Genomic DNA, 20,904 nt, shown 5'->3' on the forward strand with positions numbered 1-20,904 from the left:
GGCGGGCAAGTGGCTACGTTGAATGTCCACTTCTTCTACACTTGAGAAGTCCACTTCGCTGTATCGGAGGTCCGCCGTGTCCTACGCCGACACCGCCCTGCCGGTGAGTCTCGACCGCGACGCGGCCACTCCGCTGGCCGTGCAGCTGGCCGACGCGCTGCGCGAAGCCGCGGCTGGCGGACATCTCCGCGGCGGCGACCGGCTGCCGTCCACGCGCGCGCTGGCTGAACGGCTCGGTGTCTCGCGCACAGTCACTTCCGCTGCATACGAGCAGCTTCACGCGGAGGGCTGGATCGCCGGACGGCACGGCTCCGGTACGTACGTGACGACTCCGCCGACCCGCGCCGCCGCGTCGGTCACGGTGCCTGGTTCGCTGCTCGCGGAGCCGGAACCGAGTCCGGTGCTCGACCTCACGCCAGGCGCGCCGTGGGCTGGCGGGCTCGACCGCGCGGCGTGGCGACGGGCTTGGCGGGCAGCTGCCGATCCCGAGCCGCTCACGCGCGCGCACCGCGCCGGGCTGCCGGAATATCGCGCGACCGTGTCGGAACACCTGCTGCGCCACCGCGGTCTGGCGGCGGGCTCGGTGCTGGCGACCGGCGGTACCACTGCGGCTGTCGTGGAGCTTGCCGCCGCGGTGTTGCGTCGAGGCGCGGTCGTTGCCTTCGAGGAACCGGGTTATCAGCGTGCGGTGCAAGCGTTCCGACAGGCCGGGCTCACCGTCGTGGGGGTGCCGGTGGACGAGGAAGGCCTGCGTCCGGACGCGATTCCCGCCGGGGCGCGCGCGGTTTACTGCTCGCCCGCGCATCAGTACCCGATGGGCAGCCGGATGAGCGCGGCCCGGCGTGTGCAGCTCGTGGAACGCGCTCGCGCGGAAGGCATGCTGGTCATCGAGGACGACTACGACGGCGAGTTGCGCTTCGACGTCGCCCCGCTGCCGATGCTGGCCGCGCTCGCCCCGGACGTCGTCGTGCACCTCGGGACCACCAGCAAAATCCTCACGCCGACGCTCGGCGCGGGCTGGCTCGTCGCGCCCGCCGCCGTCGCGGATTCCGTGCTGGCGTACCGGGATCTCACCGGCACGCGTCCGTCGCCAGCGGGGCAGCGGGTGCTGGTCGAGCTGGCGCGTACCGGCGATCTGGGACGGCACCTGCGAAAGCTGCGCCGGGAAATGGCCGAACGCCGGACGGTTTTGGTGGCCGCGCTGTCGAACGCCGGGATCCCGTTCGTCGGCGACGACGCCGGTGCGCACCTGGTGGTGCCGACGGAAAGCGCCGAGGCGGAGGCGCAGCTGATCGCCGCGGCGGAAAAGCACTCGATCCGGCTCGACGGGTTGGCCCGGCATTTCGCCGGAACGCCGACGATGCACGGCATCGCACTGGGGTACGCGGGCTGCTCGCGGGAGGCGTTGATGGCCGCGGTGCCGACGCTGGTCGACCTTCTCCGCTGACCTGGAGCCGACTCCGGGGGGCCAGCCCTACCTTTGGTCCGCCGGTCAGCTTCATGGTGCGGGATCCGCTGCTCGGCGAGGCTTTTGCCGATCAGTTCGGAGCACGGAGGAGCGCGGGATGACTCGGCGGATTCGGTGGGCGGCGGCAGCGATCGCGGCTGTGACGTTGGCGGTGTTCGCCGCACCGGCCTCGGCACAAACACAAGACACTGCGGTGTCGCACTTGCGCGAAGAACTGGCCGGTGGCCCGCCGTCGTCATACGCGCTGGTGGCCGCGGACGGCACGGTGACGACGGGCGCGGTCGGCTCCGACGTGACGCCGCAGTCTCCGTTTCTCCTTGGCTCGCTGAGCAAATCGTTCACCGCGCTGGCCGTCATGCAGCTCGTCGAAGCGGGCAAAGTCGGCCTGGACACGCCGATCACCGCCTACCTGCCGTGGTTCCGCACCGCCGGGTCGAACGACCCGATCACCGTGCGGCAACTGCTGAACCAGACCAGCGGCCTGCCGACCGAAGCGGGCACCGTCGACCTCTACGAGCCGGAAACCACGCTGGAGCAGCGTGTCCGCGCACTCGCCGACGTCGTCCCGGTGTCCCGGCCCGGCACGGTTTTCCACTACTGCAACAAGAACTACGCAACGCTGGGCCTGATGGTCGAGCAGGTCTCCGGCCAGGGCTACGCCGACTACCTCAAGGCGCACGTCCTCGCCCCGCTCGGCATGACCCGCACCTTCACCACCCTCGCCGACGCCCGCCGCGAGGGCCTGATCGAGGGCTCATCGGTGCTGTTCGGGCTGAACGTGCCAATCGAAACGCCGGATTTCCCCGGCGCGCTGCCGGACGGCTACCTGGTCTCGACCGCCGAGGACCTCAGCCACTACCTGACCTTCCAGATGACCGGCGCCTACCGCGGCACCCGGCCGCTGTCCGCCGAAAGCCTGCGGCTGATGCACAGCGCGGCGGTCCCGACCGGTGAAGACCACGCGATCGACGGCATCGACCACTACGGATTCGGCTGGGGAACCGGCACCCTCAACGGCCAGCCGGTCGTCCAGCACGACGGCGACCTGACCCGCTACCACGCCAACCTGGGATACCTGCCGGACCGCCACGTCGGCCTGGTGGTGCTGACCTCGCGCAACCCGGTCCTGCTGGACAACGGCGCACCGTTCCACCACACCCTCGCGATGCTCGCGGGCGCACCGGCCCCGGAAATCGGCAACGGCTTCCTGCTGACTTATGGCGTCATCGATGGTCTCGCTCTCCTAGTCCTGCTTGCGATGGTTTTGGCGACCCGCCGACAGGTTCGTCGTGCCCGGAAGCTGCCGGATCTGGTGCGCGACAAGGGTTTCGGTCGAGTGGCCGTGCGCCCGTTGATCGGACATCTGGTGGCGGCAGCAGTGCTGTACGCGGCGGTGTTCGTCGGTGTCGGCATGCTCAGCTACGGCGGCTGGCTGCCGGTGGACGTGGCGTTCCAGACGCTGCCGGACTTCACCGTCCTGGTGCTGGCCGGGATGGCGTTCCTGGTGGTCCGCGGGGTGACGTGGTTCGCGCTGGCCTCGTCGCGTCGCCGACCAGCGGCTCGACCCTCGCGACCAGCGCGGACACCCCCGGCACGCGCTGTTGGCGATGCTCACCCGGTACGGTGACCGGCTATGAGCGCTGAAAAGATCCGGGTCGCGGTCGTGTTCGGTGGCCGCAGCAGCGAGCACACCATTTCGTGCCTGTCCGCGGGCAGTGTGATCTCGAACCTGGATCCGGATCGCTTCGAGGTGCTCCCGGTCGGCGTCACGCCGAGCGGCGGCTGGGTGCTCGGCACCGGCGACCCGAAGCAGCTCAGCATCCAGGGCCGCGAGCTGCCGACGGTCGAGTCCGGCCGCGCGCTCGTGCTCGCCGGCGACCCGACCAGCCACGAGCTGCGCACGGTCGACCCGGGCCAGGCCACCGAGGTGCTCGGCGCCGTCGACGTCGTCTTCCCGGTGCTGCACGGCGCCTTCGGCGAGGACGGCACCATCCAGGGCCTGCTCGAACTCGCCGACATCCCGTACGTCGGCCCCGGCGTGCTCGCCAGCGCGGCGGCGATGGACAAGGAATACGCGAAGAAGCTGCTCGCCGCGGAAGGGCTGCCGGTCGGCACCTACGCCGCGCTGCGCCGCGGACAGTCCACTTTGGCCGAACAGGACCGCGAACGCCTTGGCCTGCCGGTGTTCGTGAAGCCCTCGCGCGCCGGTTCGTCGGTCGGCATCTCCCGCGTCGCCGACTGGGCCGACCTGGACGCCGCGATCGAACTGGCCCGGCGCACCGACCCGAAGGTGCTCGTCGAGGCGGCGGTGCGCGGGCGCGAGGTCGAATGCGGCGTGCTGGAATTCCCGGACGGCCGCGTCGAGGCGTCGCTCCCGGCGGAGATCCGGGTGCTCGCCGAGGGCGAGGACGCCTGGTACGACTTCGAAACCAAGTACCTCGGCGAGGACGCCGAGCTGGACATCCCGGCCAAACTGGACGACGCGCTCACCGACCGGCTGCGCGCGATGGCCGTCGAGGCGTTCCGCGCGCTCGACTGCCAGGGCCTCGCCCGCGTCGACTTCTTCGTGACCGAGGAGGGCGACCTGGTGATCAACGAGGTCAACACGATGCCCGGCTTCACCACGAAGTCCGCCTACCCGAAGATGTGGGAGGTGACCGGGGTGGATTACCCGACGTTGCTGTCGACGCTGATCGACACCGCGCTCGCCCGGGGCACCGGCCTGCGCTGACGATCGACCGGACGGACCCCAGCGCGTGCAGATCGCCTCCCGCCTCGACCGGCTCCCGGTCACCCGGCGGCACCGGTACTTCGTGGCAGTGGTCGGCATCGCCACCTTCTTCGACCTCTACGACCTGTTCCTCGCCGCCACCATCAGCACCGTCCTCACCAAGGAGTTCGGCGTCACCCCGACGACGCTGAAGTACGTCCTGGCGTCGGCGTTCGTCGGCGCGTTCGTGGGCGCGGTGTTCCTCGGCAGGCTGGCCGACCGGTTCGGCCGGCGGCGCGCGTTCCTGCTCACGCTGGGCCTGTACTCGGTGTTCACGCTGCTCGGCGCGTTCAGCACCGACGTGTGGATGCTGGTGATCTGCCGGTTCATCGCCGGGATCGGCATCGGCGCGGAACTGCCGGTCGCCGACGCTTATCTCGCCGACCTGCTGCCCGCCCGCGCTCGTGGTCGCGCGACGGCGTGGGCTTACACGATCGGCTTCTGCGGTGTTCCGGCCGCCGGATTCCTCGCCCGCGCGCTCGTCGGCCACGCGCCGCTCGGCATCGACGGCTGGCGCTGGCTGTTCATCATCGGCGCGCTGGGCGCGGCGATCGTGTGGGCGCTGCGGTTCACGCTGCCGGAATCGCCGCGTTGGCTTGCCGCACAAGGCAGAATCGGCGAAGCAGACGAGATCGTGCGCAAGCTCGAAGCGAGCGCGCCGCAGCCGTTGCCCGAACCGGAGCCGGAACCGCCCGCGCCCGAACCGGTGCGCGCGTCGGCATTGCTGCGTCCGCCGTGGTTCCGCCGCACGGCGATGCTGTACGTGTTCCAGCTGCTGCAGTCGTTCGGCTACTACGGTTTCGGCTCGCTGGTGCCGATTGTGCTGGCGGCCAAGGGTTTCGGCCTCGTCAGCTCGCTGACCTTCGCCGCGCTGACCTTCCTCGGCTATCCGATCGGCTCCGCGCTGTCCATCCCGATCATCGAACGGCTGGAACGCAAGTGGCTGATCGTCGCGAGCGCGGCGGCGATGGCGGTGTTCGGGCTGGCCTTCGGCTACGCCACCGCCGGCGTGCTGATCGCGGTGTTCGGGTTCTGCTACACCGCGGCGAGCAACGTGTTCTCCAACGCCTTCCACACCTACCAGGGCGAACTGTTCCCGACGTCGCTGCGCGGAACCGCGGCCGGTTCGGCCTACGCGCTGTCCCGGCTGGCGACGGCCGCGATGCCGTTCGTGCTGCTGCCGGTCCTGCATTCGGCGGGCGCGACGACGATGTTCGCCGTGGTCGCGGGCGCGATGGTGCTGCTGATGATCGACGTCGCGGTGCTCGGGCCGCGCACCACCGGCGAATCGCTGGAGACGATCGCGGCTAGAACTTCAAGGGCTTGACCGGCAGCTTCGCCGCGATGGCGTCCGAAATGGTCTGCAGCGGACCCGTTCCCGCGCTCTTCGGCACGGTCAGCGCCAGGTAGACCGGCCGGTCGACCGCGTACCAGGTGGCCGAATCGCCCTGCTCGACCTGCAGCCACTGCACCTTGTCGACCACGCGCAGCGGCGAGGTCTGGGTGAGGTCCGGCGGGCGTTCGAGGCCGCAGCGCAGCACGACCGGATCCGGTTCGCCCCACGCGACGGTGGCCTTCGGCGCGGGCTCGGCGAGCGTGCGCGGCGACAGTTCCTTGCCGTTCGAGGTGAGCGTGGCCGGGACCCCCGCGATCAGCTTCGCGCAGTCCGGCGACCCGGCCTGCGGCGCGGGAACGGAAACGAGGGCGAGGGGCTGGTTCGGGCCGGGCTGTCCGGAGGAGCTCTTCGTCAGCGCGACGACCGCGACCGCGACCGCCAAAGCGGCCACGAGCAACGACGCGGTGACGAGGACGACCTTCGGCGGAGCCCCGGTGTCGGTGTCTGCCACCGCATCAGTGGACCACGCGTCAGAGGTGGACGACCGGGCAGGTCAGCGTGCGCGTGATCCCTTCCACGTTCTGCACGCGGGCGACGACGAGCTGGCCGAGCTGGTCCACTGTGTCCGCGGCGGCGCGCACGATCACGTCGTACGGGCCGGTGACGTCCTCGGAGCTGGTCACGCCCGGGACCCCGGCGATCTCCGCAGCCACCGCGGCCGCCTTGCCGACCTCGGTCTGGATGAGGATGTATGCGTGGACCACGGCGTGCCCTTTCGTCGGTTGCGAGTGAGTCGAGGTAGGAACGGTGTAGACGGTGTAGGGAACGTAGCGCCAGCCCTGGGAAAAACCTAGGGGATCCGATAGTCGGTGGCCGATCCGACACAGGCGAGGGAAACAGGAGGTGACCGGTGTCACCGGACGAGCACTCGGTGGCCGCGACAGGCGAGTTCGGCCTGATCCGGCGGGTCACCGAAGGACGCGAGCAGCCCGCGTCGACATTGCTGGGCCCCGGCGACGACGCGGCGGTTCTCGCCGCGCCGGACGGCCGCGTGGTCGTGACGACCGACGTGCTGGTGCACGGCGTGCATTTCCGGCTCGACTGGTCGAGCCCGGAACAGGCCGGGCGCAAGGCGGTCGCGGTGAATCTGTCCGACATCGCGGCGATGGGGGCGAAACCGACGTCGGTGGTCGTCGGGCTCGCGTGCCCGGCCGACACCCCGGCGCGGGTCGTGACCGAGATCATGGACGGGATGTGGGCCGAGGCGAAGACGGCGGGCATCGGGGTGTCCGGCGGCGATCTCGTGAGCGCGGACCAGCTCGTGATCAGCGTCACCGCATTGGGCGACCTCGAAGACCGCGAACCGGTGACCCGCTCCGGCGCGCGCCCCGGAGACGTGCTCGCGGTGTGCGGACGGCTCGGCTGGGCCGCCGCCGGGCTCGCGGTGCTGCGGCGCGGATTCCGGTCGCCGGTCGGAGTGGTGAACGCGCAGCGCTGCCCGGAACCGCCGTACGCGGCCGGTCCGCAGGCCGCGCTCGCCGGGGCGACGGCGATGATGGACGTCTCCGACGGCCTGCTCGCCGATCTCGCGCACCTGGCCGCGGCTTCCGAAGTCGGGCTCGACGTGCAGACCGCGTTGCTTGAAGTGTCGACGCGGCTGAAGGAAGTCGGCAGCGCGCTGGGCGCGGACCCGCTGCAGTGGGTGCTGACCGGCGGCGAGGACCACGCGCTGGTCGCGACGTTCCCGCCGTTCGACGACCTGCCCGAGGGCTGGCGCAAGATCGGCGTGGTCACCATGCCCGGCTCCGGGGTCACTGTGGACGGCAAGGAGTTCGACCAGCAAGGCGGCTGGGAGCACTGGCAGCAGTGATCCTTCATTAGGCTGATCTCGTGGACATCCGTGTCGTCGCCTTCGACCATCCCGACGCCGCCAAGCTGATGGCCGAGGTGCAGCTGGAGTACGTGCGCCGCTACGGCTCCGAGGACGAGACCCCGATGGACCCCGCGGAGTTCGCGCCGCCGCGGGGCCTGTTTCTGGTCGGCTACCTGGACAACTCGCCGGTGGCGTCCGGCGCGTGGCGCGCGCACGACGGTCCCGCGCCGACGTTCCGGCCCGGCGACGTCGAGCTGAAACGGATGTACGTGATCGAATCCGCGCGCGGCCGCGGGTTCGCCCGCGCGATGCTCGCCGAACTGGAACGCACCGCGGTCGCCGCCGGACGTCGTCGCGTCGTGCTGGAGACGGGCACCGAGCAGCCGGAGGCGATCGCCCTCTACCGTTCGTCGGGTTACGTCGAGATCCCGGCTTTCGGTTATTACGGCGACATGCCCGAAAGCCGGTACTACGGCAAGGATCTCGACCGCGACCGACCACTCTGACGACTCTGCCCCGGAGGCGGCTTTGGCCATCTACGCGCTCGGCGACCTGGTCCCGACCATCCACCCGGACGCCTACGTCCATCCCGACGCCACGGTGATCGGCGATGTCCGGATCGGACCGCGCGCGTCGGTCTGGCCGCAGACGGTGCTGCGCGGCGACCACGGGTACATCGAGATCGGCGAACGTTCGAACGTGCAGGACGGGTGCGTCGTCCACTGCACCGCGCGGCATCCGACGATCATCGGCCCGTCGTCGGCGGTCGGGCACGCGGTGCACATCGAGGGCGCGAAGATCGGCACCGGCTGCCTGATCGCGTCGGGTTCGGTGGTGCTGAACGGAAGCGTCATCGAGGACGGCGGCATGGTCGGCGCGGGCGCGGTGCTTTCCTACGATTCGACGGTCGGCACCGGCGAGATCGCGCTGGGGGTTCCGGCGAAAACGCGGCCGAACAAGTCGTTTTCGCAAGACCAGATCGCTTCGGTGGTGGATTCCTATGTCCGGCGCGGGGCCCGGTTCCGCGCCGAGTTGCGCAGGCTGGACCCGCCACAGTGACCTCGGGCACGTGCCGCTAGGCTCGCGGGCCGTGACTGGACGACCGCTGGACGAAATCGTCGAAGCCGGCTGGGCGAAGGCCCTTGAACCAGTGGCCCCGCAGGTATCCGCGATGGGGGAATTCCTCCGCGCCGAGATCGCCGCGGGCCGCACCTACCTCCCCGCGGGCGAGCACGTGCTGCGCGCGTTCAAGCAGCCGTTCGACGACGTCCGCGTGCTGATCGTCGGCCAGGACCCGTACCCGACGCCCGGGCACGCGGTCGGGCTGAGCTTCTCGGTGGCCCCGGACGTGCGGCCGATCCCGAAGAGCCTGATCAACATCTACCAGGAGTACTGCGAGGACCTCGGCCACCCGACGCCCGCCAACGGCGACCTGACCCCGTGGGCGGAGCAGGGCGTGCTGCTGCTGAACCGGTCGCTGACCGTGCAGCCGCACAAGTCGAACTCGCATCAGGGCAAGGGCTGGGAACAGGTCACCGAGCAGGCGATCAAGGCGCTCGCCGCGCGCGGCGGACCGCTGGTGGCGATCCTGTGGGGCCGCAACGCGCGGAACCTGCGGCCGATGCTCGGCGACGTGCCGTGCATCGAATCGGCGCACCCGAGCCCGCTCTCGGCGCGCAACGGGTTCTTCGGGTCGCGTCCGTTCAGCCGGGCGAACCAGCTGCTGACCCAGCAGGGCGCGGAACCGCTCGACTGGAAACTTCCCTGACGCGGCGTGTCCAGTTCCGGCGTCCGGCGCCGACCACCAGGGTAAGGAACGACTGAAACCCTGGAGGAACGCCATGACCGCCACCGTCACGTCCGCCGACGGCACCCCGATCGCCTTCGACACCTACGGCTCGGGTTCGCCGGTGCTGCTGATCGGCGGTGCGGTGAACGACCGCACGACCGTCGCCGGCTTGGCCGCGGTGCTGGCCGACGCCGGGTTCACCGCGATCGCCTACGACCGGCGAGGCCGCGGTGACAGCGGCAACGCCCCGGTCTACGCGGTCGAGCGCGAGATCGACGACCTCGAGGTGCTGATCGAGGCCGTCGGCGGGTCAGCCGCGGTGTTCGGCCACTCGTCCGGCGCGATCCTGGCCCTGGAAGCGGCGGCGCGCGGCCTGCCGATCACGAAGGTGTCGGTGTACGAACCGCCGTTCATCGGCGACGACCGCCCGCGTCCCGCCGAAGACCTGGTCGACCGGGTGAGCGCCGCCCTCGCCGACGGCGACCGGGACGGCGCGGTCGAGCTGTTCCTGGTCGAGGGCACCGGGACCCCTTCGGAGATCGTGGACTCGATGAAGGCCGCGCCGGTGTGGGGCTGGTTCGTCGGGCTGGCGCACACGCTGCCCTACGACCTGACCGTCTGCGGCCGCGGCAACCACCTGCCGACGGACCGACTGGCCGCGATCACCGTCCCGGTGCTGTCGCTGTCGGGCGGCGCGGGGGAGGCGTGGATGGCGTCCTCTGCCAAGGCCGTTGCGGCTGCCGTCGCGCATGGGCGGTACGAGGAGATCCCGGGGCAGGACCACGGCGTGCTGAACGCGCCGGAGTCCTTGCGGGAGGTTCTGGCGGGCTTCCTGAGGTGACGAAAAAGGGGCGAGTGCCGAAGCACTCGCCCCTTTCTCGAGTCCCAACTCAAGTTCTCGACCTCAAGGTGACCCAACGCGGGGGTCCAGGGGGCTTGCCCCCTGGCGGGGGCCCGGGGGTTCGACCCCCGGAAGACACCCGGAAAACGAAAATGGCGAGCGCTCTCCGCGAGCACTCGCCACCGTTCGTTTTCCGACTCAGCCGCGCACGACCTTGCCGGCCTTGATGCACGAGGTGCAGGCGTTCAGGCGCTTGCGCTGGGACACGCCGACCTTCGCGTGCACAACCTGGATGTTCGGGTTCCACCGGCGGTTGGTACGCCGGTGGGAGTGCGAGACCGACTTGCCGAAGCCGGGTCCCTTGCCACAGACGTCGCACACGGCAGCCACGTCGAACTCCTCTGGATATGGGACAAAGAATGCGCGCCTGAACTTGCCAGGCAACTCGACCATAGTAACGAGTGGTCTCGGGGCCCTTGCCGCGGGGTCGTTACCCTCGCGGGGACCGGCTAGGAGGTTACGGGGTGCGGGTGCTGGACGCGGCGGCGGTGTCGGGCTGGGCGGCGGCTTCTGTGCGCAGTTTGGACAGGCTGCGCACGGCCATCGACGGCATCAACGTCTACCCGGTCGCGGACTCCGATACCGGCTCCAACCTGCTGTACACGATGGCTGGCGCGCACGAGGCGCTCACCAGCGCGGAACCGGCCGACGCCGCCGAGGCGCTGGCTGTCCTGGCACGCGGGGCGGTCGCGCACGCGCGCGGCAACTCGGGCGTGATCCTTTCCCAGGTCGTGCGCGGGATGGCCGACTGGGCGGCGGACGGCGGGGACCTCGACGGCGCCGGTCTCGCCGCCGCGCTCGGGCACGCGGACCAGGTCGCCACGGGCGCGGTCAGCAGGCCGGTCGCCGGGACGATGCTGACTGTCCTGCACGCCGTGGCCGCCTCTGTCCGAGGGACGACGCGGACGCTGTCCGAGGTCGCGCGCGAGGTCGTCGCCGTGGCCGCGGCGGCGCTGGAGGAGACGCCCAAGCAGCTGCCCGCGCTGGCCAAGGCCGGAGTCGTCGACGCCGGGGGACGCGGCCTGGTCGCGGTCCTCGACGCGCTGGCCGGCGTGATCACCGGCGAAACCGAGGAACCCGGGCACGACCTGCAGGCCGTCGCTTCGCTGCCCGAGCAGGTGCCGTACGCGTGGGAGGTCATGTACTTGCTGGACGAGGTCGACGAGGCCCGGCTGCCGGCGTTGCGGAAGGAACTGAGCGGGTTCGGCGACAGCGTCACTGTGGCGGGCGACGGTTCGGGCAGCCACGCCGTCCACGTCCATTGCGCGGACATCGGCGCGGCCATCGAGGCCGGGCTGCAGCTGGGCAGGCCGCGGCGGATCCGGGTCGAACCGCTGCTCACGCCGACGCCGATCGAACCTGGCGGCGGGATCGACCGGTCGGTGGTCGCGGTGGTGCGCGGCGGCGGGCTCGCCGAACTGCTGCGGGCGGAGGGCCTCGCCGTGCTGGCGGTGCCGGACGGCGAACTGCCCAGCGTCGAGGACATGATCGGGCTGTTCAACGAGGCGGCCGGGCAGCACCTGAGCGTGCTGCCGGGCGGGCCGGACCTCACCGCGGCAGCCGACGCCGCGGCCGGGCATCCGATGGCGGGCGAGCGCGACGTCGTGGTGATCCCGTGCTCGTCGCCGGTGCAGGTGCTGGCCGCGCTCGCGGTGCACGACGGCGAGCGCCGGGTCAACGACGACGTCGTCGCGATGGCCGAGGCGGCGGGCGCGACCAGGCGTGGCGAGCTGCGGATCGCCCGCGAAGAGTCGCTAACCTGGGTGGGCCGGGCCCAGTCCGGCGACGTGATCGGTCTGGTCGACGACGAGGTGGTGCTGATCGAACCCGCCCCGGCGTCGGCGACGAATCTCGTCGCGGCCGCGGTCAGCGTGCTCAACCGGATGCTGGCGCTCGGCGGCGAGCTGGTCACCGTCCTGAGCGGGGCGGACGCTCCGCCGAGGGTGGCCGCGGAGCTCGCCGAGCAACTGCGGCTGGAGCACCCTGAGGTGGAGTTGACGAGTTACGCCGGCGGTCAAAGCGACGCTGTGCTGCTGATGGGGGTCGAATAATCATGGCCGGGCTTCGCGACAAGCTCCCGCTGCTGCTGGGCGCGAAAACGGCGAAAGCGCTCTCGAGCTCGCTCGACATCGAGACGGTTTCCGATCTGCTGCGCCACTATCCGCGCCGCTACGCCGAACGCGGCGAGCTGACCGACATCGCCGGGCTGGAGCTCGGCGAGCACGCGACCGTGCTGGCGCGGATCGAGAAGATCAGCAAGCGCCGGATGAAATCCCGCAACGGCACCATCCTCGACATGGTGATCACCGACGGCAAGCGGCGGCTCGCGTGCGCGTTCTTCAACCAGGCGTGGCGCGAGAAGGACCTGGCCCCCGGCAAGACCGGGCTGTTCGCGGGCAAGGTCACCGCGTTCCGGGACACGCTGCAGCTGGCCAACCCGGAGTACGAGCTGCTCGACGCCGAACGCGAGGTCGAGGCGGTCGACAACTTCCTCGCCGAGATCATCCCGGTCTACCCGGCGGCGCAAGGCATGCCGACCTGGTCGATCGCCAAATGCGTGCGGCAGGTGCTGGACGTGCTGGAGGTCGGCGACGACCCGATGCCCGACGAACTGCTCAAGCGGCACGGGCTGCCCGGCCTCGAGCGGGCGTTGCGCGGCATCCACCGGCCGGAGGACTGGGCGCACCTGGAGTCGTCGCGGCACCGGCTCAAGTGGGACGAAGCGATGGCCGTGCAGCTGATTTTCGCGCAGCGACGGCATTCCGCTGTGTCGCGTCCGGCGAAGGCGAGCCCGCACATCGACGGCGGACTCCTCGACGCGTTCGACAAGCGGCTGCCCTTCGACCTCACCGCGGGACAGCGTGCGATCGGTGACGAGATCGCCGCCGACATGTCGTCCGAGCACCCGATGAACCGGCTGCTGCAGGGCGAAGTCGGTTCCGGCAAGACGGTGGTCGCGTTGCGGGCGATGCTGCAGGCCGTCGACTCCGGACGGCAGGCGGCGATGCTCGCGCCGACCGAGGTTTTGGCCGCACAGCACGCCCGCTCGCTGCGCGAAATGCTCGGTGACATCGGGATGGCGGGCGAGCTTGGCGCCGCGGAGAACGCCACCCGGATCACGCTGCTCACCGGGTCGATGGGCGCGAAGGAACGCAAGAAAGCGTTGCTGGAGACGGTAAGCGGCGAGGCGGGCATCGTCGTCGGCACGCACGCGCTGATCCAGGACACCGTGCAGTTCGCCGACCTCGGGCTCGTGGTCGTGGACGAACAGCACCGGTTCGGCGTGGAGCAGCGGGATGCGCTGCGCTCGCGCGGTGCCGATTCGACGAGCCCGCACGTGCTGGTCATGACGGCGACGCCGATTCCGCGCACGGTCGCCATGACGGTCTACGGCGACCTGGAAATCTCGGCGCTGCGCGAAATGCCGGTCGGCCGTTCGCCGATCAAGACGACGGTCGTGCCGGTCGCGGAGAAGCCCGCGTGGTTCGATCGGGTGTGGCAGCGGGTCAGCGAGGAAGTCGGCAAGGGGCATCAGGCGTACGTCGTGTGCCCGCGCATCGGCGACGAGCCGCCGTCGGACAAGAGCGACAAACGGCCGCCGCTCGCGGTGCTGGACGTCGCGCCGGATCTCGCCAACGGCGCGTTGAAGGGCTTGAAGATCGCCGCCCTGCACGGCCGGATGCCGACCGACGAGAAGGACGCCGTCATGCAGGCGTTCGGCGCGGGGAAGGTCGAGGTCCTGGTCGCGACGACCGTGGTCGAGGTCGGCGTGAACGTCCCCAACGCGACGGCGATGGTCATCCTCGACGCCGACCGCTTCGGCGTGAGCCAGCTGCACCAGCTGCGCGGCCGCGTCGGGCGGGGGAGTGTGCCCGGGTTGTGCTTGCTGGTCACGGAAACCCTGGACGGGACTTCCACCCGCGAACGGCTGGCCGCCGTCGAGTCCACCACGGACGGTTTCGAACTGTCCCGGTTGGACTTGGAACTGCGCCGCGAGGGCGACATTCTCGGTGCGGCGCAGTCGGGCAAGCGTTCTGGGCTGAAGCTGTTGTCGTTGCTGCGCGACGAGGACGTGATCACCGAGGCGCGGGAGCAGGCCCAGGAGATCGTGACGGGCGATCCGGAGCTGGCTTCGCTGCCGGGGCTGGCGCAGATGGTGGCCGACGTGGTCGACCTGGAGCGGGCGGAGTACCTGGAGAAGAGCTGACGCGCTGTCGGCTACTTCGTACGGCGCGGGCTGACGGCGAAGGGGCCGGGACTTCTTGTCCCGGCCCCTTCGCCGTGCTGACGGTGGTGTCTGGTCAGGCTGGTCGCTCAGGCGTCGTAGAGGTCGTCGTCCGAGTCGTAGCCGTGCCGGTTTCCGCCGGAGTGGCCGCCGCTGTAACCGCCGCCGGTGTAGCTGCCGCCGCCGCTGTGGCTGCCACTGGAATGGCCACCACCGCTGGGCCCGTAGACGTATTGGGTGCCGTTTCTTCCACTGCTGCCATAGACGCCGCTGGATCCGCCGGAGTGGCTGCTGCCGCCGTAAGTGCCGTAGCTCCCGCCGGAATGGCCACCGCTGGGGTAACCGCCGCCTCCGGAATGGCCATAGCCGCCGCTGCTGGAATGGCTGCCGGTGCTGGGTCCGTAGACGTATTGGGTGCCGTTTCTCCCGCTGCTGCCATAGACGCCGCTGGATCCGCCGGAATGACTGCTGCCGCCATAACCGCCGGAATGGCTGCCGCCGCCGGAATAATGGCTGCTGCTGCCGCCGTAGCCGCCGCTGCTGTAGTGGCCGCTGCTGCCGTAGGCGCCACCGCTGGTGTAGTGGCCGCCGCTTGAATAACCCGGCGGATGAACAGTTTGGACATAAGGCGCCGAACTCGACGACGGCCCGGCATGCCCGCTCGAGTAGCTCGTGTGCCCGCTGCCGCCGGAATAACCTCCGCCGCCGTAACCGCCGCTCCCGCTGCTCGGCTGGACCTTCTTGACCTCCGGCCGGTATTCCGCGACCGGGTTGCCGCGGTAGTTGGGGGCCTTCGGGTCCCACCATTGCCGGTTGGCGCCGTTGCTCGGGGTCGCGTCCCGGTACTTTTGCTCCTTGCCGCCGCTCTTGTCGGAATCAGCGCGCTTCTCGAGCCAGCCGAAGGAATTGGGGTCTTCGTTGTGCGACTTGTTCTGCGGGTAGGTGCTCTTGTAGCCCGTTTTGTTCCAGTGCGCGCTGGCCGAGGGGTTGTGCCCCATGACGAGGTTGCTGTGACCCTTGACGATGCCGGTCGGCTTTCCCTGGTAGTCCCGGGTGTAATAGCGCCGGTTCGAGTCCATGTACCACTTGGTGTCCTCGCCCCGCTTCTTGAACGAGGGCGGCGGCGACACCGCGTTGCGCTGGAAGATCGGCCGCATCTTCCCGCTGCTGTGCGACAGGTTGGTGTACCCGTAGTCCTTCCGCCGGTTCTTCTTCCCGGATTTCTTGTGCTCCACGTAAACCGTCCCGCCCGGCGACTGCTTCCGGGAACGGCCCTGCGGATCCGGAGTGAGGCTCGGCCCGCGGTCGTACGGGTCGGGGCTGGGGCTGCGGCTCGTGCAGTTGCTGCCCGCGAGGCCGAGCGGGTCGACCAGGACGTGCGGGTTGCTGACGTAGGCGTGCGGGTCCGGTCCGCCGGCCAGCCCGATCGGGTCCGGGCTGACGTAGCGGGCGAGCGCCGGGTCGTAGTAGCGGTGCAGGTTGTAGTGCAGGCCGGTCTCCGCGTCGAAGTACTGGCCTTGAAAGCGCAGCGGGATGCCGGTTTCCCCGGCCGCGTCGACCACCAGGCCGAACAGGCTGGTGCGGGCGTGCCAGACGATCTCGCCCTGGTCGTCGAGCAGTTCGGTCGGCGTTCCGGAGGGTTCGGCGACGATGGCGAAGAACTGCGCGTCGATCTTGTCCTGCGAGTCTTTCGAGACCGGGCGGCGGCGCTGCAGCAGCGGCCGGAAGCTGTCGAGTTCGTAGTCCCACACGGTCGTTTCGGAAGCGCCGTCGACGGAACGGGTTTCCTCGACCAGAGTGTCGCCGTCCCAGACGAAGTCGACGCGTTCGAGCGAGGTGTTCCCGTCGGCGGCGAAGTGCTCCTTGCGGATCCGGCGGCCGATCGGGTCGTAGGCGTAGCGCCACGAGGTGCCGTCCGGGACCTCGACCGCGACCAGCCGCTCGAGCGGACCCCAGGTGTACTCCCAGGTCCGCCCGTCCTCGTGCTGGCGGGTGCGCATCCGGCCGGCGTCGTCGTAGGTGTAGCGGACGCCGCCCGCCTCGGTGATCACCGAAGCCGGGCCCGCGCGCCTGCCGAGCCGGTCCTCCTCTTCCGGCGCGGGCCAGGCGGCGTCGACGAGCCGTCCGGTCGCGTCGTAGGCGTACTGCTCGCTCCAGCCCTCCGCGCGGACCGAGGTGACCCGGCCGCGGACGTCGAGGGTGAACCAGCGCGAGCCGGACGTCTGGTCGTCGATCCGGGCGGGCAGCCCGTCGGGGCGGTAGTGGTAGCGCCGGTCGCGGCCCAGTTCGCCGGACGCGGCCTGCACGGCCTGCCCGGAAAGCTGCCCGGCGGGGTCCCAGGCGCGCAGGATCGCCGCGCCCTTGCCGAATGTGCGCCGGACCTCGCGGCCCGCCGGGTCGTACTCGAAGCGCGTGGTCCGGCCCGAGGCGTGCATCGCGGCGAGTTCGCCTGCTTCGCTGTACTCCCACACGCTTTCCGCCCCGGACGGCGTCCGCCGCCGGACCAGATTGCCCGCGTTGTCGTACTCGGAACGGAGAGTGCGCCCGTTGACCGTCTCGGCGATCACGCGACCGGCCGCGTCCCGCGTGTACTCGACGCGGGTGGTCCCGTCGTCGACCGCGGCGAGCTGGCCGAGGACGTCGTGCTCGAACCGGGTGCGCACGGTCCCGGACGGCCCTTCGACGACCTCCTCCACGAGGTTGCCGCGCAGGTCGCGGCTCATGGTCACGACGTCGCCGGACTGGCTGCGGATCTCGGTGAGCTCGCCCGCCGCGTTGTAGCGGTAGGTCGAGGCCGCGCCGCCGAAATCGGTTTCGCGGACGAGGTTTCCGGCCGGGTCGTACTCGTAGCGCCAGACCTGGCCGTGTTCGTTGGTGACGCCGGTCAGCCGCAGTTCGGTGTCGTAGGAGTATTCGAGCCGGGTGCCGTCGGGCCGGATCTCGGCCGAGATCAGGTCGAAGTGCGTCACTTCCTGCTGGGTGATCGCGGAGGACGCGTCGGCGTGCAGGCGGTTGTTGCCCTCGCCGTCGTAATGCCATTCGTCCGTCGATCCGTCCGCGCGGCGGTGCCAGGCGAGCGAACCGTTGACGGTGTAACCGAATTCCTCGACCGCGCCGGTCGGGTCGACGGTCGAGAAGAGCCTGCCGAAACAGTCGTAGCGGTACGCAGTCGTCGCGCCGTGCGGGTCGGTCACCGTGATCGGGTTGCCCGCGTCGTCGGACACCACGGTCAGCTTCACGCCCGCCGGATCGGTGACCGACGCGAGGTGGCCCCACTCGTCGTAGGTGTAGACGGTGGCGCCGCCGCCGGGTTCGACGAACCGGGTGACGTTGCCGCGTTCGTCGTATTCCCAACGGGTTTCGACGCCCGGAGCTTCGACCAGGTGCACCGGCTTGCCGAACTCGTCGCGTTCGACGGACCATTCCGTGCCGTCGGGCCGGTGCATGCCGATCAGGTTGTTCAGCCCGTCGTAGCGGTAGCGCTGCGTCCGGCCGAGCTCGTCGGTCTCGCTGAGCAGCCGGTCGCGGGAGTCCCATTCGTAGCTGCGCGAGGCGCCGAGCGCGTTGACCTCACGGAGGAGCTGACCGGATTCGTTGAGGTGGAAGGCGGTGCGGTGGCCGAGCGAATCGACGACGTGGGTGACCAGGTTGACCAGGTCGTACTCCATCGTGACGGTGAGGCAGTCGCCCGAGCCCTCGGTGCGCACGACCCGGCCGGTCTCGTCGTAGTGGAAGCGGTACCACTCGCCGTTGCGGTCGGACCACGCCTCGATCCGGCCCGCGCGGTCGTAGACGTACCGGAACGGGAGCCCGGATTCGTTGGTGACCTCGGTGAGGTTGCCGTTGACGTAGCCGTAGCGGACCAGTTGCACCTCGGTGCCGTCGCCGGTGACCGTCGACAGCCCGGTGACGAGCCCGTCCTCGGTGGCGATGTTGATCCGGTAGCCGCCGCTGTGCCGGATCGCGACCGGCGTGCCGCGCGGGTCGCGCTCGAAGTAGATGTGCTCGTCGTTGCGGTCGGCGATCGAGCGGATCGGCCGGACCTGCTGGCTGCCGCGCTCGAAGGTGAGGATCCGCTGCCGCTCCCGGTCTTCGAGGACGAACCCGCCGCCGGGCTCCTGGGCGAGAAACCGCGCGGGCCCGTGCTCGGCGGCCACCCATTCTTCGCCGTGCGGACGCGGGAAGACCTGGACGATGCCGTCGGAGGCGGCGAACCACACCTGGTCGTCGTACACCTCGACGCGTTCGTCCAAAGTGGACACCCAGGCCCCGCCGAGCCAGCCGCCCGCACGGAACGCGGAGAAGTGCGCGCGCTCGAAGACCATCGGCAGCGCGCTGCGGAACGCCGCGTCGGTCTCGGTCATCACCATCTGCCCGCTCGCGACGTCGATCGGGTCGCCGGTGGTGCAGATATTGTCGATGGAGCGCGAGTTCTCGCCCTGTTTGTCCAGCGACCGGGCCCCGCCCTGCCCGCCGCGGGCCCCCGACGCCGACGTGTGCCCGTCCGTCCCGCCCGGCCCGCCGTGGGGGGTGCCTTCCTGGTCCAGGCTCCGCTCGTTCTGGTGAGGTCCGCCGCCGTGCTCTCCGGACGGGTGCGTGGTCCCGCTGTGGTCGCCGGACGCTGTGGTGCTCTCGTCTTTGGAGACGGACCTGGACTTGGTGTTGATGTCCTTGGGCTTCGGCGCCGGGGCGCTCTTGCCGCTCTTGAGCCCCTTCAGCGCCTTCCCGGCGTCTTCGAACAGCGTCCCGGCCTTCTTCAGCAGCGGGATCAGCGATTTGAGCGCCTTGACCAGCTTCGAGGTCACCTTGGCGATGGTCGAGGTGGTCTTCGCGACGGCCGTGACGACCTGCGGGACCACCCACGCCATCCCGATCCCGAGCGTGAACACCACCTGCAACGCCCACGAGATCAGGTGCCCGACCAGATCCGCGATCGTGTCCCGCACCAGCGACCGGACCGCCGCCACGATCTCGCCCGCGGTCTTGACACCGCTCGCCGCGCCCTCGCTGCCCTTCTGCGCACTGCCGATCAGCGCGGAGGTGTCCTCGGCCTTCTTGCGGTAGGTGTCGGCCGCTTCGCCTTGCCAGTCCTGGAGATCCTTCTTGACCAGCTGGGTCAGTTCAGTCGAAACGCTCTCGAGTTCCTTGGCGACATTTGTCCAGGTCTCCGCCTGCGAGTGGATCTCGTCCGCCTTGCCGGTGAGCGCGTCGAGTGCCTCCTTGAGCGGCCCGACATGCTCCATCAACCACCCGACGCCCGCGGCGAAAATCGCACCGAACGGATCCATCACCGCGGTGAGCACGTCGAGCGCGGTCCCCACCGCCCCGATCGCGACGGCCGCCCAATTCTTGCTCTCGATCGCGGTCTTGAGGCCGGTCGCGTCCTCCAGCAGAGGAATCCCGGACATCGCGGTCGTGGAGTCCTTCACCGGCGCGATCAACGGGTTGGTCATCGGTTTGTCCCATTTCCTGGTACGCGCGGGCATGACGAAGAGCGGAGCCTGATCCGCCAATCTGCCGAGGCTATCGGCTGGCCGCCCAGGGGGCCGCCGGGGCGCGACGGTGATGCCTGAAGTCCCGGAACCCTTGCCCGAACACACTCGCCTGCTCCGGGTCGCCTTTCGACGCCTTTGCCCGTCTCCGCGCCGTCGACTGTCCTTTGTGGCCACTTCGGTAAACCGCATGCGCCCTCGCGGGCTGGTGTGCTGAACTGCCAGCGGTTGATTCGTCGCCGAGCCGCTGGAGGAATGGTGCCCGAACTCGCGATCCGCCCCGCGACCCCGGAGGACGCGCCCGGCATAGCGGCGGTCCACGTAGGCTCCTGGCAAGCGGCCTACGCGGGCTTGCTCCCGGACGAGTTCCTGTCCGGCCTGTCGATCGAGACACGGGAACAGTTCTGGGCTTCGAACCTGGCAGACACCTCCCGCCGACACACCGTCCTGGCGGCAAGCACCGCTGAGTCGATCACCGGTTTCGCGGTGTTCGGCCCCAGCCGCGACGACGACGCCACCCCGCAGACCGGCGAACTGTCGTCGATCTACCTCCTGCCGTCAGAATGGGGCCAGGGGATGGGGCGGGCGCTGCACGAGGAGTGCGTACGAGCCCTGTCGACCCAGTTCGAGACGGCGACGCTGTGGGTGCTGTCGACGAACACCCGGGCGCGGACGTTCTATGAACGAGCCGGGTGGGTCATGGACGGAAAGACCAAGGTAGAGACGATGTCCGAGGGGGCGGTGACCTTGGAGGAGGTCCGGTACCGGTTGTTGCTGGGGGATTAGGCCGCGTTGCCGCCATGCCGCGTTGCCGCCAACGCGCTCGTGGATCCGCAGGTCGCCACTGAGCGGCGACTGCCTGCTCAACCTGTGCCCGGCCGGGCATTCGCCGTTTCGCGGTGAGTGGCGAGCTGGCTTGTCTGTGGGCTTGGCTCGGCTGTCGTCGTTTGGCGGCGAGTGGCGAGCTGGCTTGTCTGTGGGCTTGGCTCGGCTGTCGTCGTTTGGCGGCGAGTGGCGAGCTGGCTTGTCTGTGGGCTTGGCTCGGCTGTC

Annotated in this window: 16 protein-coding genes; 12 read left to right on the forward strand and 4 right to left on the reverse strand. The window is 70.1% G+C overall.

The annotated features are described in order from the left end of the window. Positions 1-76: 76 nt before the first annotated feature. The 4 genes from ABZX37_RS13895 (at position 77) to ABZX37_RS13910 (ending at position 5,565) form a co-directional block, all read left to right on the forward strand. Positions 77-1,447, forward strand: a complete 1,371-nt coding sequence (locus ABZX37_RS13895; RefSeq protein WP_354739306.1) for a PLP-dependent aminotransferase family protein — start codon at positions 77-79, stop codon at positions 1,445-1,447. A 118-nt stretch (positions 1,448-1,565) separates the two neighbouring features. Next, on the forward strand, positions 1,566-3,095 hold the full coding sequence (locus ABZX37_RS13900) for a serine hydrolase domain-containing protein (RefSeq protein ID WP_354739308.1): 1,530 nt from the start codon (positions 1,566-1,568) through the stop codon (positions 3,093-3,095). A 6-nt stretch (positions 3,096-3,101) separates the two neighbouring features. Beyond that, a complete protein-coding gene (locus ABZX37_RS13905) occupies positions 3,102-4,199 on the forward strand; it encodes a D-alanine--D-alanine ligase family protein (protein ID WP_354739310.1) in 1,098 nt (365 codons plus the stop codon). 25 nt (positions 4,200-4,224) lie between these two features. After that, positions 4,225-5,565 carry an MFS transporter gene (locus tag ABZX37_RS13910; protein WP_354739312.1) on the forward strand — a complete coding sequence of 447 codons (1,341 nt, stop codon included), beginning with the start codon at positions 4,225-4,227 and terminating at the stop codon, positions 5,563-5,565. On the opposite strand, the gene ABZX37_RS13915 is transcribed toward ABZX37_RS13910, so the two are convergent. After that, the gene (locus ABZX37_RS13915; protein WP_354739314.1) at positions 5,546-6,085 is read right to left on the reverse strand and encodes a DUF3515 domain-containing protein; all 540 of its coding nucleotides are present in this window, start codon (positions 6,083-6,085) and stop codon (positions 5,546-5,548) included. The genes ABZX37_RS13910 and ABZX37_RS13915 overlap by 20 nt on opposite strands. Positions 6,086-6,104: 19 nt before the next feature. Next, the gene (locus ABZX37_RS13920; protein ID WP_009074118.1) at positions 6,105-6,338 is read right to left on the reverse strand and encodes an Lrp/AsnC ligand binding domain-containing protein; all 234 of its coding nucleotides are present in this window, start codon (positions 6,336-6,338) and stop codon (positions 6,105-6,107) included. Positions 6,339-6,484: 146 nt separating this feature from the next. On the opposite strand from ABZX37_RS13920, the gene ABZX37_RS13925 reads away from it, so the two are divergent. The 5 genes from ABZX37_RS13925 (at position 6,485) to ABZX37_RS13945 (ending at position 10,077) form a co-directional block, all read left to right on the forward strand. Then, entirely contained in the window at positions 6,485-7,444 is a 960-nt protein-coding gene (locus tag ABZX37_RS13925) for a thiamine-phosphate kinase (RefSeq protein WP_354739316.1), read from the forward strand. A gap of 20 nt (positions 7,445-7,464) precedes the next feature. Beyond that, positions 7,465-7,953: a GNAT family N-acetyltransferase gene (locus ABZX37_RS13930; protein ID WP_354739318.1), complete on the forward strand. Its 489-nt coding sequence runs from the start codon at positions 7,465-7,467 to the stop codon at positions 7,951-7,953. A gap of 22 nt (positions 7,954-7,975) precedes the next feature. Then, positions 7,976-8,506 (forward strand): gamma carbonic anhydrase family protein, encoded by a 531-nt coding sequence (locus tag ABZX37_RS13935; protein WP_354739320.1) that lies wholly within the window; start codon positions 7,976-7,978, stop codon positions 8,504-8,506. Positions 8,507-8,537: 31 nt separating this feature from the next. Next, positions 8,538-9,215 carry a uracil-DNA glycosylase gene (locus ABZX37_RS13940; protein WP_354739322.1) on the forward strand — a complete coding sequence of 226 codons (678 nt, stop codon included), beginning with the start codon at positions 8,538-8,540 and terminating at the stop codon, positions 9,213-9,215. Positions 9,216-9,288: 73 nt separating this feature from the next. Then, complete coding sequence (locus ABZX37_RS13945; RefSeq protein ID WP_354739324.1) at positions 9,289-10,077, forward strand: alpha/beta hydrolase; 789 nt, start codon at positions 9,289-9,291, stop codon at positions 10,075-10,077. 198 nt (positions 10,078-10,275) lie between these two features. On the opposite strand, the gene rpmB is transcribed toward ABZX37_RS13945, so the two are convergent. Beyond that, positions 10,276-10,467 carry a 50S ribosomal protein L28 gene (rpmB, locus tag ABZX37_RS13950; protein ID WP_009074135.1) on the reverse strand — a complete coding sequence of 64 codons (192 nt, stop codon included), beginning with the start codon at positions 10,465-10,467 and terminating at the stop codon, positions 10,276-10,278. A gap of 134 nt (positions 10,468-10,601) precedes the next feature. Here rpmB and ABZX37_RS13955 point away from each other — a divergent pair, with 134 nt between their 5' ends. After that, positions 10,602-12,188 carry a DAK2 domain-containing protein gene (locus ABZX37_RS13955; RefSeq protein ID WP_354739326.1) on the forward strand — a complete coding sequence of 529 codons (1,587 nt, stop codon included), beginning with the start codon at positions 10,602-10,604 and terminating at the stop codon, positions 12,186-12,188. A gap of 2 nt (positions 12,189-12,190) precedes the next feature. After that, positions 12,191-14,344 carry an ATP-dependent DNA helicase RecG gene (gene recG / locus ABZX37_RS13960; protein ID WP_354739328.1) on the forward strand — a complete coding sequence of 718 codons (2,154 nt, stop codon included), beginning with the start codon at positions 12,191-12,193 and terminating at the stop codon, positions 14,342-14,344. 107 nt (positions 14,345-14,451) lie between these two features. Here recG and ABZX37_RS13965 read toward each other — a convergent pair whose 3' ends face one another. Beyond that, a complete protein-coding gene (locus ABZX37_RS13965) occupies positions 14,452-19,875 on the reverse strand; it encodes an RHS repeat-associated core domain-containing protein (protein ID WP_354739330.1) in 5,424 nt (1,807 codons plus the stop codon). A 234-nt stretch (positions 19,876-20,109) separates the two neighbouring features. Between ABZX37_RS13965 and ABZX37_RS13970 the strand changes: the two genes are divergently transcribed. After that, a complete protein-coding gene (locus tag ABZX37_RS13970) occupies positions 20,110-20,640 on the forward strand; it encodes a GNAT family N-acetyltransferase (RefSeq protein ID WP_354739332.1) in 531 nt (176 codons plus the stop codon). The last annotated feature ends 264 nt before the right edge of the window (positions 20,641-20,904 follow it).

The organism is Amycolatopsis sp. NPDC004079 (assembly GCF_040610415.1).
In the GTDB taxonomy this organism is placed as follows: Bacteria; Actinomycetota; Actinomycetes; order Mycobacteriales; family Pseudonocardiaceae; genus Amycolatopsis; species Amycolatopsis halotolerans.

What these genes read in the sequence shown, in the direction of transcription:
- ABZX37_RS13900 (WP_354739308.1), top strand. Translation starts at nt 1,566, where the DNA reads ATGACTCGGCGGATTCGGTGGGCGGCGGCAGCGATCGCGGCTGTGACG.
- ABZX37_RS13905 (WP_354739310.1), top strand. Translation starts at nt 3,102, where the DNA reads ATGAGCGCTGAAAAGATCCGGGTCGCGGTCGTGTTCGGTGGCCGCAGC.
- ABZX37_RS13945 (WP_354739324.1), top strand. Translation starts at nt 9,289, where the DNA reads ATGACCGCCACCGTCACGTCCGCCGACGGCACCCCGATCGCCTTCGAC.
- recG (WP_354739328.1), top strand. Translation starts at nt 12,191, where the DNA reads ATGGCCGGGCTTCGCGACAAGCTCCCGCTGCTGCTGGGCGCGAAAACG.
- ABZX37_RS13970 (WP_354739332.1), top strand. Translation starts at nt 20,110, where the DNA reads ATGGTGCCCGAACTCGCGATCCGCCCCGCGACCCCGGAGGACGCGCCC.